Origin of the sequence: Aestuariibaculum suncheonense (assembly GCF_014596935.1) — a bacterium.
Taxonomy (GTDB): Bacteria; Bacteroidota; Bacteroidia; order Flavobacteriales; family Flavobacteriaceae; genus Aestuariibaculum; species Aestuariibaculum suncheonense.
Genome location: NZ_JACVXC010000001.1, coordinates 637,450 through 651,688, shown reverse-complemented (window position 1 = coordinate 651,688; position 14,239 = coordinate 637,450). Strand labels below are relative to the sequence as shown.

Here is a 14,239-nt window from a genome sequence, read left to right as displayed (position 1 = left end):
AAGTATTTAAAATGAGACGCGCTTTATTTCCTGGTTCTTTCGACCCCATTACTTTGGGGCACTTCGACATCATCAAACGAGGTGTTACCCTTTTTGATGAAGTTATTGTAGCTATTGGTGTGAATTCCGATAAAAAATATATGTTTTCAATAGAAGAACGCAAGGCCTTTATTGAACAAGCTTTTGCCGATGAACCCAAAGTAAAAGTGGTAACCTATACCGGGTTAACTGTTGATTTCTGTAATGACATCGGTGCCGAATTTATTTTGAGAGGTTTACGAAACCCAGCCGATTTCGAATTCGAAAAAGCTATTGCTCATGCTAACAGGCGTATGGCAACCATTGAAACGGTATTTTTACTAACCTCAGCCAAAACATCATTTATATCATCGTCAATTGTTCGAGATGTCATTAAAAACCATGGAGATTATACCAAGTTTGTTCCAGATAGTGTTCGCATTAATTAAAACAAGTATTCAAAAAAATGCCCAAAACACTTCTGCTTTTTGCTTTAATTTTAGGTTTTATTTCTTGTAAATCTCATATCGATTCTCATAATGATTTTACAACTCTCTTTGAAAAATCTAATGGCACAGAAACTCCGGAATACAAAGATGTTATCGCCTACTTCAAGGAATTAGCCAATGCTTATCCTGAAATTTCCGTTTTTGAAGTAGGCGAAACCGACTCTGGGAATCCTCTTCACGTTGCTGTTTACAACAGTTCGCCTATTTTGAAATTGGAAGATATTAAGTCTTCTTCTAAAAACAGGATACTTATTAACAATGGTATTCACCCCGGAGAATCAGATGGTATCGACGCCTCAATGATGTTATTAAGAGATATTGTTCAAAACGATTCTTTAAAAAAGGCTTATCAAAATTCTATTATAGCTTTCATTGCTGTTTATAATGTTGGCGGCGCCTTAAACAGAAATTCTCATACCAGAGCTAACCAAAACGGCCCAAAAAGTTATGGATTTAGAGGCAATGCCAGAAACTTTGACTTAAACCGTGACTTCATCAAACAGGATTCGAAAAACGCTGCAGCTTTTGCTGAAATTTTTCATAGTATCAACCCCGATGTTTTTATAGATAATCATGTTAGTAATGGTGCAGACTATCAATATGCAATTACCCATCTGTTCACGCAACACAATAAATTAGGCGGCAGTTTAGGTGATTATCTTGAACACAAGATGCGTCCTGAAATAGAGCATTCCTTGAATGATAAAGATATCATCATTACACCTTATGTAAATGTTTGGGGTAACACTCCGGAAGTTGGATTTTCTCAATTTTTCGATTCCCCAAGATATTCCACAGGTTACACCACGCTGTTTAACACCTTAGGTTTAATGGTAGAAACCCACATGCTTAAACCCTATGATATTCGTGTAAAACAAACCTATGAATTGATGCTTTCAACTTTTGATTTTACCGAAAAAAACTCAAAAACCATAAAATCATTACGTAAAAATGCGTTTCAAGATATTGTATCGCAAAAAACATATCCAATTAGTTTTAAAATAGACTCCACCCATTTTACAACTTTAAATTTTAAAGGTTACGAGGGCTACTACATAGAGAGTAATGTTACTAATGGGAAACGTTTATTTTATGACCAAAATCAACCCTATACCAAAACCATAAAGTATTACAACAACTTCTTACCTAGTCAAACTATAAGCATACCCAAAGCCTATATTTTAAAACAAGGCTGGCACGATATTATTGACCGACTAAAAAATAATCAAATTGAATTTTCAAAATTTAAAAACGACACAACATTAACAGTGGAAACAAACCACATTGCCGATTACAAAACGGTGTCAACACCTTTCGAAGGTCATTATTTACATCATAACACCTCGTTAACCAAAGCAACAAAATCGGTGACCTTTAAAAAAGGGGACCTTTATATTCCAACAAACCAAAATGGTGTTAGATATTTATTGGAAACATTAGAAGCCGAAGCGACGGATTCATTTTTTAACTGGAATTTTTTCGACACCATTCTTCAACAAAAGGAACATTTCTCGGCTTATGTTTTTGAAGACCTTGCAGAAAACTATTTAAAGGAATCTCCTCAGTTAAAAGCTGATTTTGAACAAAAACTAGCAACCGATGAAGCTTTTGCTAAAAGCCCGAATGCTCAATTAGAATTTATTTATAAAAATTCTCCGCATTACGAAGATGCTTATTTACAATTACCAATCTATAAAGTATTTTAAACATAAAAAGCACATCGTTTGAATGTGCTTTTTTTTTATTATTTTTTTCGATTTTAAAAAAACTTGTATTCAGATAAAGGCTTCGGAAATTCCTCTGGATTCTCGGCCAGATGATATCGCGGATCATCAACAGCTTCGACAATAACTTCCTTGAATTTCGGACTCGCTTTATACAACAACACTTTACAGTCTTCACTTAAATGTTTCAGCTTAATAATTTTACCCTCTGCTTCATATTTATTTACCAGATTAAAAATCGCTTCTAAAGCAGAATGGTCACTTACGCGCGATTCCACAAAATCGATAATCACTTCATCTGGATCGTTTTTAATATCGAACTTCTCGTTGAATGCCTGAATGGATCCAAAAAACAATGGCCCCCAAATCTCGTAGGTTTTTGTTTTACCATCTTCAGAATAACGCTTTCTGGCACGAATGCGTTTGGCATTTTCCCAGGCAAATACTAAAGCTGAAATAATAACACCTACAAATACTGCTATCGCTAAGTCATAAATTACGGTTACCGCCGAAACAATAACTAAAACCACAGCATCTGAAACAGGAATTTTTCTCATGATTCTAAAACTTGACCAAGCAAAGGTTTCAATCACCATCATAAACATCACTCCTACCAAAGCTGCGATTGGCACTTGTTCGATATATTTGTCGGTAAATAAGATAAAGGTTAACAAGGTTAAAGCCATCATAATTCCTGATAATCTTCCTCGACCTCCGGCATTAATATTAATAACAGTTTGCCCAATCATACCGCAACCACCTGTTCCTCCAAAGAGTCCGCTTACCATATTTCCAGCTCCCTGAGCAATACACTCACGATTTCCGTTACCTCTGGTTTCTGTTAATTCATCAACAAGGTTCATAGTCATTAATGACTCTATTAATCCAACTGAAGCCGCTAAAAAAGCATATGGTAAAATGAATTTTAAAGTATCGAGATTGAACGGTAGATTTTGCCACAACTCTAAATTAGGCGTTGGAAATTCCCCTTTTAAACCGTTTCCTCCTCCTTCAATAATATAAGATCCAACCGTACTTACGTCCAATCCCCCAAAAACAACCACACCTGTAGTCACTAAAATTGCTGTTAATGCAGCTGGAAGTTTAGTTGTAATTTTAGGCAACAACCAAATGATCCCCATAGTTAAAGCCACTAGAGCAATCATCGTCCAAAGCTCTCCGCCTTGCATGGGAATATTGATATATTCTTTTACACCTTCGGCAGTTAATTGCAATTGCTTATGTGAAAACATACGCACCTGCGCCATAAAAATGACAATAGCCAAACCGTTTACAAACCCAAGCATTACCGGATGGGGAATTAAACGCACAAAACGCCCTAACTTAAAAACACCGGCACAGATTTGAATAACTCCCATTAAAATAACCGCTGCCAAAAGATAGAAATACCCCATGTTTTCAACAGGCTGTTCAAACAACATGCCTTTCGTATGTCCTTCAGATATTAAATTTACAAAAATAACGGCCACAGCACCCGCTGCACCAGATATTAATCCTGGTCGACCACCAAAAACAGCTGTAATTAAACCAATGATAAACGCTCCCGAAAGGGCTACTAACGGATCTATTTGTGCCACAAAGGCAAAAGCTACCACTTCCGGAATCATAGCCAAAGAGACCGTAATTCCTGCCAATACATCATCTTTAGAATTGGGAGTGATTTTTCGAATAAAATCTGTCATGCTTATCAGTTTTTAAGGGTGCAAATTTACAGCTTAAATACAGATAAGCAACAGGATAATCTTTTAATTAAACGCTAAAGCACTATAACGTTTGAGTAAATTAACAGTGATTTAACCACAGTAAAGCAGCCTCTTGGGAACGAAACATTTTAGTATTCCACACATCCCTTTTATTAACATTCATAATAGTTTCAATAGACATTAATGCACTTGGAGAATATACTGCAAAAGCAATGGCTTCAATTTCTTTTAAACACACTATGTTTTTCTGAGCTTCAAACGTGTAGCTGTAAGAGCACTTCTTATTTACTAACAATTTAAATGGAGCTGCTAAATTAGTAAGCAGAAAATCGTGAAGTTCATCAACCTTGAGTTCACACATAATAACTCCTTCACCAATAATAATTTCAGCTAAATTATTCCGATGAATGATAATCTCTCCAAAAGACAACTTGTATCCTTTCATATAAATTTAAATTCGAGAGACTTTTATTAATGATAAACACTTGAAATAATAGCAATAATTTCTTAAAAAAACCAAGCCCAAATCTAATGAGTTTCTATCATCAACCCTAATAAATAAGAGGATTTTTAAAACTATTTAACTAAAGCCTGGATATTAGCATAGGAGTTTTGTAAGGCTTCATTCACTTCTTGAGAACCCAACCAAGCAACTTTGGTAATTCCCTCTTCTTCCTGAGCATATAAATTCCCTTTAAAACTGGTTTTCATTTCAAACCAATAGGTAATTTTAATTTTATAACGTCCGTTACGTTTAAAAATGTGATAGGTTGTTTCTAAGGGTTTTGTAATTTCTAAACCGGCAACACCGGTTTCTTCAGATACTTCTCGAATAGCTGTTTTTTCAATCGTTTCAGCTCCTTCCACCTTGCCTTTAGGCAAATCCCACTTATCATTTCTGTATATAAATAAAATGTCATTATCGTCGTTATACACTTTTCCGCCACCAGCAACCACATTAGGCAATTTCTTTAAGAACTTTTTCAAAAGCTTATCTTCTTTTTTATGTATCAAGCGAACTTCCTGTAAATTCGTGGTATTTAATTCCTTAATTACCTTTCTTATATTTACAGTATCAAGTAAATAATTTTTAAAGTTGGTTTCCTCCTCTATTTGAGTCGTTAAAATTATCGGTTTATCGCCAACAAAAACTTTATACATACTTTGCTTTAATGTGTTACTGTTGGTAAAAATATCATTTTTAGGCACAACCTATTACAATCCCGAAAAAATATTTTTCATTAGTATGATGGTAATCCTATAAAAAAATTAAATTTATCATTATTTTTGCAGCTATGATATTTAATAAACATACCGCTAAAAAAACGGCTGAAGTCTTATTGCAGGTTAATGCTATAAAGCTTAGTCCGAAAGAGCCTTTTACCTGGGCTTCTGGATGGAAATCACCTATTTACTGTGATAACCGTATTATTTTATCTTTTCCACCTATTCGCAATTACGTTCGCGAAACCATGGCTAAACAAATCGAAAAACAATATGGCAAACCCGATGCTATTGCAGGTGTCGCTACCGGAGCTATTGGTATAGGAATGCTTGTTGCCGAGTATTTGGGGCTTCCTTTTATTTATGTAAGACCTGATGCTAAAGGTCATGGTAGAAAAAACCAAATTGAAGGCTTTATAGAAAGCGGTCAAAACGTTGTTGTTGTCGAAGACCTTATTAGCACTGGAAAAAGCAGTTTAAATGCTGTAAAAGCATTACGAGATGCCGGTATTAATGTAAAAGGTATGATTGCCATTTTCACTTACGGTTTTGATGTAGCTTCTGAAAATTTTGAAAAAGAAGACGTGTTTTTACAAACACTTGGTAGCTACGAAGTGCTTCTAGAACAAGCCTTGGAAACCAATTACATTTCTGAAAAAGACTTAGCAACCCTTTCTGTATGGAATTCTAATCCTAGTGAGTGGAATGCAGAATAAGATTTTAAGCTTATTCAACAACAAGAAAATTAAAAACCTATGAATTTAGAATCTCCGAAAGTTAAAGTTGAAAAATCTCAGGAAGACATCTTTAACTTTTTAGAAAACATAAAAAATTTCGAATCGTTAATGCCTGAAAACATTAGTAAATTTGAACTTTTAAGCGATGACACCTTTCTTTTTGCTTTAAGTGGCATGCCTGAAATTACTCTAAAAAAAAAGGAGGTAATACCACCTAACAAAATTGTTTTAGGTGCAGCTGGAGGAAAAATCGACTTTGAACTTGTTGGAAACATCAATAAAATTGATGACGCTTCTAGTGAGGTGCAATTGGAGTTTAGTGGAGACTTTAACCCAATGATGGCCATGATGATTAAAGGCCCAATTAAAAAGTTTATTGAAACTCTGGCTACCAGTATTCCAAAATCAATTTAATACAATAACGTAATCGTTTTTAAATCGAATTCTTTTACAACGTCATCTTCTAGCAACACCTGAAGCATACCTGTATCGGACACCGATTTAATAATACCTAAAAACACAGAACCTTCAGCATCTTTAAATGTTGAAGGTTTATTTTTTCTAAACAGATAGTTTTCATATTCCGTTTTTAAAACCTGTAAATCAACTCGTTTTAAAATTTCAAAATAAACCTGTAGCTGCTCTATAATTCTATGAGCAATTTCATCTAAGTCAAAATCCTTTCCAGAAATTAATTTTAAGGATGATGCTTTGGGCAAATTATCAAATTGTGTTTGATTCACATTCAACCCCATACCAATCACCGTACTGGCATACTGTCCCTGCTTAATCGAATTTTCAATTAGAATACCGCAAATCTTTTTGCTCTCTGCCAAAATGTCGTTTGGCCATTTTATATTTAATTTCGGAATCGCAAACGATTCCAAAGCTTTTAAAACGGCTAACGAAACAACCATACTCACGTAAAAAGGATGCTCTAACTGAAATTCTAAAAGTCCTTTATACACACTAAAGGTAAGGTTTTTGGAAGATTCCGAATTCCATACGCCTCCCATTTGACCACGCCCTTTGGTTTGATGTTCTGTAATAACCGCCGTATAATCTTCAACAGGCATTTCGGCACAAAGTCTCTTCAAATAGGTATTTGTAGAATCGATGGCACTAAGTTTGATTATAGGCATGTAAGGGTTATTATTAGTAGATAAAATCTTAATACTTTTTTAAGGTATAAAGAAATAAAAAAATAATAACTTTGCATAAACTCAAAATAATTTAATGGCGAAAAAAAACATAAGCGCAGACCAATTGATATCAACAATAATTAGTGGTATTGAAGACGTAAAGGGACAAGGTATTAGTATCTTAGATTTAAGAGAAATTGAAAATACGGTTTGTGATTACTTTATAATTTGCGAAGGTACTTCAAATACGCAAGTAAACGCTATAGTAAATTCTGTTCAGAAAAAAGTAAGCAAAGAACTTAAAGACAACCCTTGGCATGTTGAAGGAGCAGACAATGCTGAATGGGTGTTAATTGATTACGTTAACATTGTTGTACATGTTTTCCAAAAACACATAAGACAGTATTACGACATTGAAAGTCTTTGGGGAGATGCAAAAACAACAGTTATAGAAACGAGTTACTAAAACGCATGGCAAACAACAAAAAAAATACTAAAGAAAATAAACCTAAATTCAGTCCGTACTGGATTTACGGGATTTTAATTGCTCTTTTTTTAGGGTTTCAATTATTTGGAAATAGTAGTTATCAAGAAATTAATCAAATAACTCCTTCCGATTTTTTTAAATATTTAGAAGATGGAGATGTTTCTAAAGTTGATATATACACAAACCGAAGATTGGCTAAAGTATATCTAACTGATGATGCCTTAGAAAAAGATATTCATAAAAGTTCAAAACCCACTAGCTTTATTCCTTCGGCAACAAAGTCACCTAATTACACCTTTAAATATGGTGACCTAAAGAAACTTGAAGAAGATATTGATGCTGCAAAGGAAGATTTAACAAAGAAACCTGTTGTTAAGTTCGAAGAGGAAGATAATACTTGGTCTAACCTTTTAATGGGTATTCTTCCGTTTATCTTATTGATTGCGGTTTGGGTATTTATTATGCGACGTATGTCTGGTGGTGCCGGTGGTGCTGCAGGTGGACAAATTTTCAACATCGGAAAATCGAAAGCGAAATTATTCGATCAGAATACTGAAGTTAAAACGACTTTTAAAGACGTTGCTGGTTTGGAAGGAGCGAAAGAAGAGGTACAAGAGATTGTAGATTTCTTAAAATTCCCAGAAAAATATACCACTTTAGGAGGAAAAATTCCAAAAGGTGCTCTATTGGTTGGACCTCCAGGAACAGGTAAAACCTTATTAGCTAAGGCTGTAGCAGGTGAAGCCAAAGTACCGTTCTTCTCATTATCAGGATCAGATTTCGTTGAAATGTTCGTTGGTGTTGGTGCTTCTCGTGTTAGAGATTTATTCAAACAAGCCAAAGAAAAATCACCATCAATTATCTTTATAGATGAGATCGACGCTATTGGTCGTGCCAGAGGTAAAAACGCGATGTCAGGTAGTAATGACGAGCGTGAAAATACCTTAAACCAGTTATTAACAGAAATGGATGGTTTTGGGACCAATACAAACGTTATTGTATTAGCTGCAACCAATCGTGCCGATATTCTTGATAAAGCCTTAATGCGTGCCGGTCGTTTCGACAGACAGATTTATGTTGACCTTCCTGATATTCGTGAGCGTAAAGAAATCTTTGAAGTGCATTTACGTCCGCTAAAAAAGGCACAGGATTTAGATTTAGATTTCTTATCAAAACAAACCCCAGGTTTTTCTGGTGCTGATATTGCAAATGTTTGTAACGAAGCAGCTTTAATTGCGGCGAGAAACGGTAAAAAATCGGTTGACAAACAAGATTTCTTAGATGCCGTTGATAGAATTATTGGTGGTTTAGAAAAGAAAAACAAAATCATTACCCCTAGTGAAAAACGTGCTGTAGCCTTCCACGAAGCTGGTCACGCTACCGTTAGTTGGATGTTAGAACACGCTGCGCCTCTTGTAAAAGTAACTATTGTACCACGTGGTCGCTCCTTAGGAGCTGCATGGTATTTACCTGAAGAACGCTTAATTGTTCGTCCGGAACAAATGCTAGATGAAATGTGTGCTGCCCTTGGTGGTCGTGCTGCTGAAAAAGTCATTTTCAACAAAATTTCAACAGGAGCGTTAAGTGATTTAGAAAAAGTAACCAAACAAGCCAGAGCCATGGTAACAATTTATGGTTTGAGTGACAAAGTTGGGAACTTAACTTATTACGATTCTTCTGGACAAAATGAGTATGGTTTCACGAAACCTTATAGTGAGCAAACGGCAGAATTAATTGATAAAGAGATTTCTGAAATTATAGAAACTCAATATCAACGTGCTATTAAATTACTAGAGGAAAATAAAGATAAACTTACCGAACTGGCAACAGTTCTTCTTGAAAAAGAGGTTATTTTTAAGGATAACCTTGAAAAGATATTCGGAGAGCGTCAGTTTGTTAAAGAAGAAATTGAAACTAAGCAAGACTAGGTCTTTTCCTTATTTTATAAACGTTTTAGCAAAAATCTTAAATTAACCGTACGGTTAATTTAAGATTTTTTATATTTGGTTGTCCTCAAAGAAAAATGTATTAATAGCAAGCTTACTAATGAGTCTTTTTAGAAAAATTTTTGGTTCAAAATCTAATCCGTCAGACGACGAACTAAGGTCTGAGGAAAGAGGCAAATACATGCCCGAAATAAAACTTCCTATAGATGAAAGGTTTACCATAAACTTTAAAGCTAATGGTGGCAAATTTCTGTATTGTGAGAACCTTAATGAAATTTTTCAAAACCTGCAAAGTATCCTTGAAGAGAATGCTTGGGAAGACAAAACGGCTTTGGTTGTCGACGAACATTTAGTCTCAAAATTTAAAAGTTTCAGCTTTAAAATGTCAAACAAAGTAAATGAGGCCACATTTTTCTTAACCACTTGCGAAAATTTAATTGCCAACGACGGCTCTTTATTGATTTCCTCTAAACAAATTTTCGAAAAGAAATTACCCGAATTGCCTGAAAACTTTGTTGTCTTTGCTACAACCAGCCAGATTGTCGAGAACATTGGTGAAGGTTTAAGAGGCATTAAAGCTAAAAACAAACAAAAAATACCAACCAATATTACGACCATCAAACATTTTAAATCGAGTCACGAAAAAGATTTTCTTAGCTACGGTAGTAGTGCAAAAAACTTATACTTACTCCTTTTAGAAGATTTATAGAATGAAAGAAATTCTAATTCGATCCCTTTCCGGCGTGCTTTACGTCCTGCTTTTGCTTGTCTGCTTGCAATACGAGCACTTACTTATTGGCTTATTCTTCATTTTTGGTTTAGTATGCCTTGGTGAATTTAAAAAACTTATTCAACTTAAAAGCTACATCCCTTATATCATATTTTTGATACTGTACACCGTTTTTGGGTACTGGCATTTAATCATTAATGCTAAAGGTCTTGATGAAGCAACACAAATACTTATGGTGCTGAGTATTTTTGTTAACTTGTTCTTGATTAAAGACTTGTTTTCAGAAAAAACCATCCCCTTATTCAGCTCAAAACGTTTTTTATTAACAACGTTTTACCTCTCCAGTGCGTTTGTGTTTTTAATACTCATTGCCGATTATCATGAGACGTATAATCCAAATATTTTATTGGGATCCTTTCTTTTAGTGTGGGTTAACGATTCTTTTGCTTATCTAGTTGGAAAGAATTTTGGAAAGCAAAAACTTTTTGAAAAAATATCACCTAAAAAAACTGTGGAAGGTTTTATGGGGGGACTCTTTTTTTCGTGCATAGCAAGTTATTTTATTAGTACCTTTGCGGAAACTTTAAACTTTACAAGCTGGTTAGTGTTAAGCATTATTATTAGTGTTTTTGGCACTTTAGGCGACTTAGTAGAGTCTAAATTTAAAAGACAAGCTAACGTTAAGGACAGCGGAGTTATTATGCCTGGACACGGAGGATTATTAGACCGATTAGATAGCATTATATTCACTGCGCCTTTTATATATTTATTTTTAAGATTGTTACAGTATGTTTCATAAAGAGGGCTATAAAATCATTATTGTTACGTTTATACTGGTAATTTCCAGTACGCTATTAGTGGATAATTTTGTAACCATAGATTGGTTGAGATTAGCGCTTAAGCTTATTCTTTTGGTGTTTTTAATACTTATTTTACAGTTTTTCAGAAACCCTAAAAGACACACAAAACCCAACGACAAACAGGTACTTTCGCCTGTAGATGGTAAAGTTGTGGTTATAGAAGAAGTGTTTGAAAAAGAATTCTTTAATGAAAAACGTCTTCAAGTAAGTGTTTTTATGTCGCCAATAAATGTGCACGTAACACGTTATCCTATTGGCGGTAAAGTTATTTTCAGCAAATATCATCCCGGAAAATACTTGGTAGCATGGCATCCTAAAGCTAGTGAGGAGAATGAACGCACAACCGTTGTAGTGGAGAACAAAACCTATGGTCAGGTACTTTACAGGCAAATTGCCGGAGCATTGGCTAAGCGTATTGTTAATTATGCTAAAGTCGACGATGCTGCGATACAAGGTGACGATTCAGGCTTTATTAAATTCGGATCGAGAGTAGATTTATTTTTACCTCTGGACACTAAAATTAAAGTAAAATTAAATCAAAAAGTAAAAGGTGGAGAAAGTATTATTGCAGAATCCAATGAGTAGTACAAAAGATTTAGATATAGAGTTTCAAGAAGCTGTAGATCGTGTAAATGCATATACTGATCCCTTTCCGGCCGACGTGCTTTTAAATCTTTATGCGTATTACAAAAAAGCGACTAATAACTACAGTAAACCTAAAGGTAAAAAAGCCATAATAAACGCCTTTAAAACCAATGCGTTGTTTCAGGTAAAAAACCTAAGTGAAGATGAAGCTAAGCGAAAATATATAGATTTGGCCAATCATTATTTCCTTTACGGAAAGTAAAACATAAAAAAAGTGCTTAAGCAATTAAGCACTTTTTTTATATCCTTTTGCATATACTACATACGTTCCGGAACTTGAATTCCTAATACACTAAATGCATTTTTAATCGTACTAGCAACTTGCTTAGAAAGCTGTACTCTGAATATTTTTTCATCTTCGTTGTCAGCACCTAAAATCGATACGTTTTGATAAAACGAGTTAAACTCTTTTACTAAATCATAGGTGTAGTTTGCAATTAACGCTGGACTATGTTGACTTGCTGCATTTTGAATCACTTCAGGGAATAACTCTAATTGCTTTAGTAATTCCTTCTCCTTATCGTGTAATGCTATTTCTGTAGTCGTTATATCTTTAGTATAATCAAAATCGGCTTTTCTTAAAATCGCCTGAATTCTGGCATAAGTATACTGAATGAAAGGTCCAGTATTTCCTTGAAAATCGATAGACTCTTTAGGATCGAATAAAATACGTTTCTTAGGATCTACTTTCAAGATGTAATATTTTAAAGCCCCTAAACCAATGGTTTTATACAACGCTTTCTTCTCCTCTTCAGTATAGCCATCCAGTTTCCCTAACTCTTCTGAAATCTCTTCCGCCGTTGCTGCCATTTCTTCTATTAAATCGTCGGCATCCACAACTGTTCCTTCTCTACTCTTCATTTTTCCGCTAGGTAAATCTACCATACCATAACTTAAATGATACAGATTTTTAGCCCAGTCGAAACCTAATTTCTTAAGGATAATGAACAATACCTGGAAGTGATAATCCTGTTCATTACCAACAGTATAAACCATACCACCAACATCAGGAAAATCTTTAATACGCTGAATCGCCGTACCAATATCCTGCGTCATATAAACAGCGGTTCCGTCGGCACGCTGTACGATTTTCTTATCTAATCCTTCTTCGGTTAAATCGCACCATACAGATCCATCATCTTCTTTAAAGAACACACCAGATTTTAATCCCTCAGCCACGAATTCTTTTCCTAATAAATAGGTATTACTTTCATAATATAAGGTATCAAAATCTACCCCCATGTTGGTATAGGTTTCGGCAAATCCGTCATAAACCCATCCGTTCATGGTTTTCCAAAGTGCAACTGTTTTCTCATCTCCAGCTTCCCACTTACGAAGCATATCCTGCGCTTCCAATAATAACAGCGTCTCCTTTTTAGCTTCCTCTTCTGTTTTTCCAGCAGCAACTAAAGTTTCTATTTCCTTTTTATATTCCTGATCGAATTTCACATAGTAATTACCTACCAACTTATCACCTTTCAATCCAGTACTTTCAGGTGTTTCTCCGTTACCGAATTTCTCCCAGGCCAACATACTTTTACAAATATGAATTCCGCGGTCGTTGATGATTTGTGTTTTATAAACTTTCTTTCCGGAAGCTTTTAAAATTTCAGATACACTATACCCTAGCAAGTTATTTCTAATGTGCCCTAAGTGCAATGGTTTATTGGTATTCGGTGAAGAATACTCGACCATAATGGCTTTCTCTTCCGGATTTGGAGTAACAAAACCGAAATCTACAGCATTTTTAATAGCATTGAAAAAATTCATATAATAACGATCGCTAATTTCAATGTTTAAAAAACCTTTTACCACATTAAAGGCTTTCACTTCGTCTACATGTTCTACCAAATAGTTTCCAATGGTTTCTCCTATTTGCACAGGATTCCCTTTTACATAGCGTAACATTGGGAAGATTACCACCGTAATATCTCCGGAAAATTCTTTTCTAGTAGCTTGAAATTCTACACTATCAATCGATACATCAAACGATGCTAAAACCGCTTGTTTTACTTGATTTTGTAAAGTCTGTTGAAGGCTCATTTATGGTCATTTTTTAGGTCAGCAAAGATAAAACTTTCTGAAAGGATTTTGACATAAATCGGCTTTAAAAATTAGATAGCGTAATTACTGAACAAAAATTTGAGTCATCAAAACAACAAAACCCGCAAAATACTCGTTTACAGATAATTATTAAAAAATAGTGGGAGACCCAATAAACACAGGTGCATTTCATCGACAAACATGTCGTTTTTCCATGATTTTTACCGTTCATCTATTCGTCGATATTTTCCAAAATAGCATGATGTCGGTTTATCTAAAATATTGGTATTAAAACAGAGAAATTAGATTATAACATAGCTTTTCCTAATTTTGTTATGTAAAGCTATTAATCCAAGTCCTATTTAGACTCTAAACAAAAACAAACATATTAACATTACAGCTTAATAAAGCAATCTTTAATTCCCTCAATAAAGATGACTTTTGTTACTG

15 protein-coding genes are annotated in these 14,239 nt (G+C 34.6%); 10 read left to right on the top strand and 5 right to left on the bottom strand.

Translation table 11 applies throughout. The annotated features are described in order from the left end of the window. Positions 1-11: 11 nt before the first annotated feature. On the top strand, positions 12-467 hold the full coding sequence (coaD, locus tag ICJ84_RS02865; protein ID WP_188214847.1) for a pantetheine-phosphate adenylyltransferase: 456 nt from the start codon (positions 12-14) through the stop codon (positions 465-467). A gap of 17 nt (positions 468-484) precedes the next feature. Beyond that, positions 485-2,233, top strand: a complete 1,749-nt coding sequence (locus tag ICJ84_RS02860; RefSeq protein ID WP_188214846.1) for a M14 family metallopeptidase — start codon at positions 485-487, stop codon at positions 2,231-2,233. A gap of 53 nt (positions 2,234-2,286) precedes the next feature. Here ICJ84_RS02860 and ICJ84_RS02855 read toward each other — a convergent pair whose 3' ends face one another. The 3 genes from ICJ84_RS02855 to ICJ84_RS02845 form a co-directional block, all read right to left on the bottom strand. Continuing rightward, complete coding sequence (locus ICJ84_RS02855; RefSeq protein WP_188214845.1) at positions 2,287-3,954, bottom strand: SulP family inorganic anion transporter; 1,668 nt, start codon at positions 3,952-3,954, stop codon at positions 2,287-2,289. A gap of 100 nt (positions 3,955-4,054) precedes the next feature. Then, entirely contained in the window at positions 4,055-4,420 is a 366-nt protein-coding gene (locus tag ICJ84_RS02850; RefSeq protein WP_188214844.1) for a hypothetical protein, read from the bottom strand. A gap of 131 nt (positions 4,421-4,551) precedes the next feature. Further along, a complete protein-coding gene (locus ICJ84_RS02845; RefSeq protein WP_188214843.1) occupies positions 4,552-5,136 on the bottom strand; it encodes an NUDIX hydrolase in 585 nt (194 codons plus the stop codon). Between the two features lie 134 nt (positions 5,137-5,270). On the opposite strand from ICJ84_RS02845, the gene pyrE reads away from it, so the two are divergent. Together pyrE and ICJ84_RS02835 are read left to right on the top strand one after the other, a co-directional pair. Then, the gene (gene pyrE / locus ICJ84_RS02840) at positions 5,271-5,915 is read left to right on the top strand and encodes an orotate phosphoribosyltransferase (protein WP_188214842.1); all 645 of its coding nucleotides are present in this window, start codon (positions 5,271-5,273) and stop codon (positions 5,913-5,915) included. Between the two features lie 39 nt (positions 5,916-5,954). After that, entirely contained in the window at positions 5,955-6,350 is a 396-nt protein-coding gene (locus ICJ84_RS02835) for an SRPBCC family protein (protein WP_188214841.1), read from the top strand. Here the strand turns inward: ICJ84_RS02835 and ICJ84_RS02830 are convergent. After that, on the bottom strand, positions 6,347-7,078 hold the full coding sequence (locus ICJ84_RS02830; protein WP_188214840.1) for a biotin--[acetyl-CoA-carboxylase] ligase: 732 nt from the start codon (positions 7,076-7,078) through the stop codon (positions 6,347-6,349). The two genes, ICJ84_RS02835 and ICJ84_RS02830, sit on opposite strands and share 4 nt — an antisense overlap. 94 nt (positions 7,079-7,172) lie before the next feature. Here ICJ84_RS02830 and rsfS point away from each other — a divergent pair, with 94 nt between their 5' ends. From rsfS to ICJ84_RS02800, 6 genes are all read left to right on the top strand, one after another. Then, on the top strand, positions 7,173-7,544 hold the full coding sequence (gene rsfS, locus ICJ84_RS02825) for a ribosome silencing factor (RefSeq protein WP_188214839.1): 372 nt from the start codon (positions 7,173-7,175) through the stop codon (positions 7,542-7,544). Positions 7,545-7,549: 5 nt separating this feature from the next. After that, positions 7,550-9,493: an ATP-dependent zinc metalloprotease FtsH gene (ftsH, locus tag ICJ84_RS02820; protein WP_188214838.1), complete on the top strand. Its 1,944-nt coding sequence runs from the start codon at positions 7,550-7,552 to the stop codon at positions 9,491-9,493. Positions 9,494-9,611: 118 nt separating this feature from the next. Further along, positions 9,612-10,220 (top strand): LUD domain-containing protein, encoded by a 609-nt coding sequence (locus ICJ84_RS02815; RefSeq protein WP_188214837.1) that lies wholly within the window; start codon positions 9,612-9,614, stop codon positions 10,218-10,220. A gap of 1 nt (position 10,221) precedes the next feature. Then, positions 10,222-11,040 carry a phosphatidate cytidylyltransferase gene (locus ICJ84_RS02810; RefSeq protein WP_188214836.1) on the top strand — a complete coding sequence of 273 codons (819 nt, stop codon included), beginning with the start codon at positions 10,222-10,224 and terminating at the stop codon, positions 11,038-11,040. Then, entirely contained in the window at positions 11,030-11,686 is a 657-nt protein-coding gene (locus ICJ84_RS02805; protein WP_188214835.1) for a phosphatidylserine decarboxylase family protein, read from the top strand. Before ICJ84_RS02810 ends, ICJ84_RS02805 begins: the two co-directional genes overlap by 11 nt. Continuing rightward, the gene (locus tag ICJ84_RS02800) at positions 11,679-11,948 is read left to right on the top strand and encodes an acyl-CoA-binding protein (RefSeq protein ID WP_188214834.1); all 270 of its coding nucleotides are present in this window, start codon (positions 11,679-11,681) and stop codon (positions 11,946-11,948) included. Before ICJ84_RS02805 ends, ICJ84_RS02800 begins: the two co-directional genes overlap by 8 nt. Before the next feature lie 56 nt (positions 11,949-12,004). Here ICJ84_RS02800 and argS read toward each other — a convergent pair whose 3' ends face one another. Then, positions 12,005-13,789 carry an arginine--tRNA ligase gene (gene argS, locus ICJ84_RS02795; RefSeq protein ID WP_188214833.1) on the bottom strand — a complete coding sequence of 595 codons (1,785 nt, stop codon included), beginning with the start codon at positions 13,787-13,789 and terminating at the stop codon, positions 12,005-12,007. Positions 13,790-14,239: the final 450 nt, after the last annotated feature.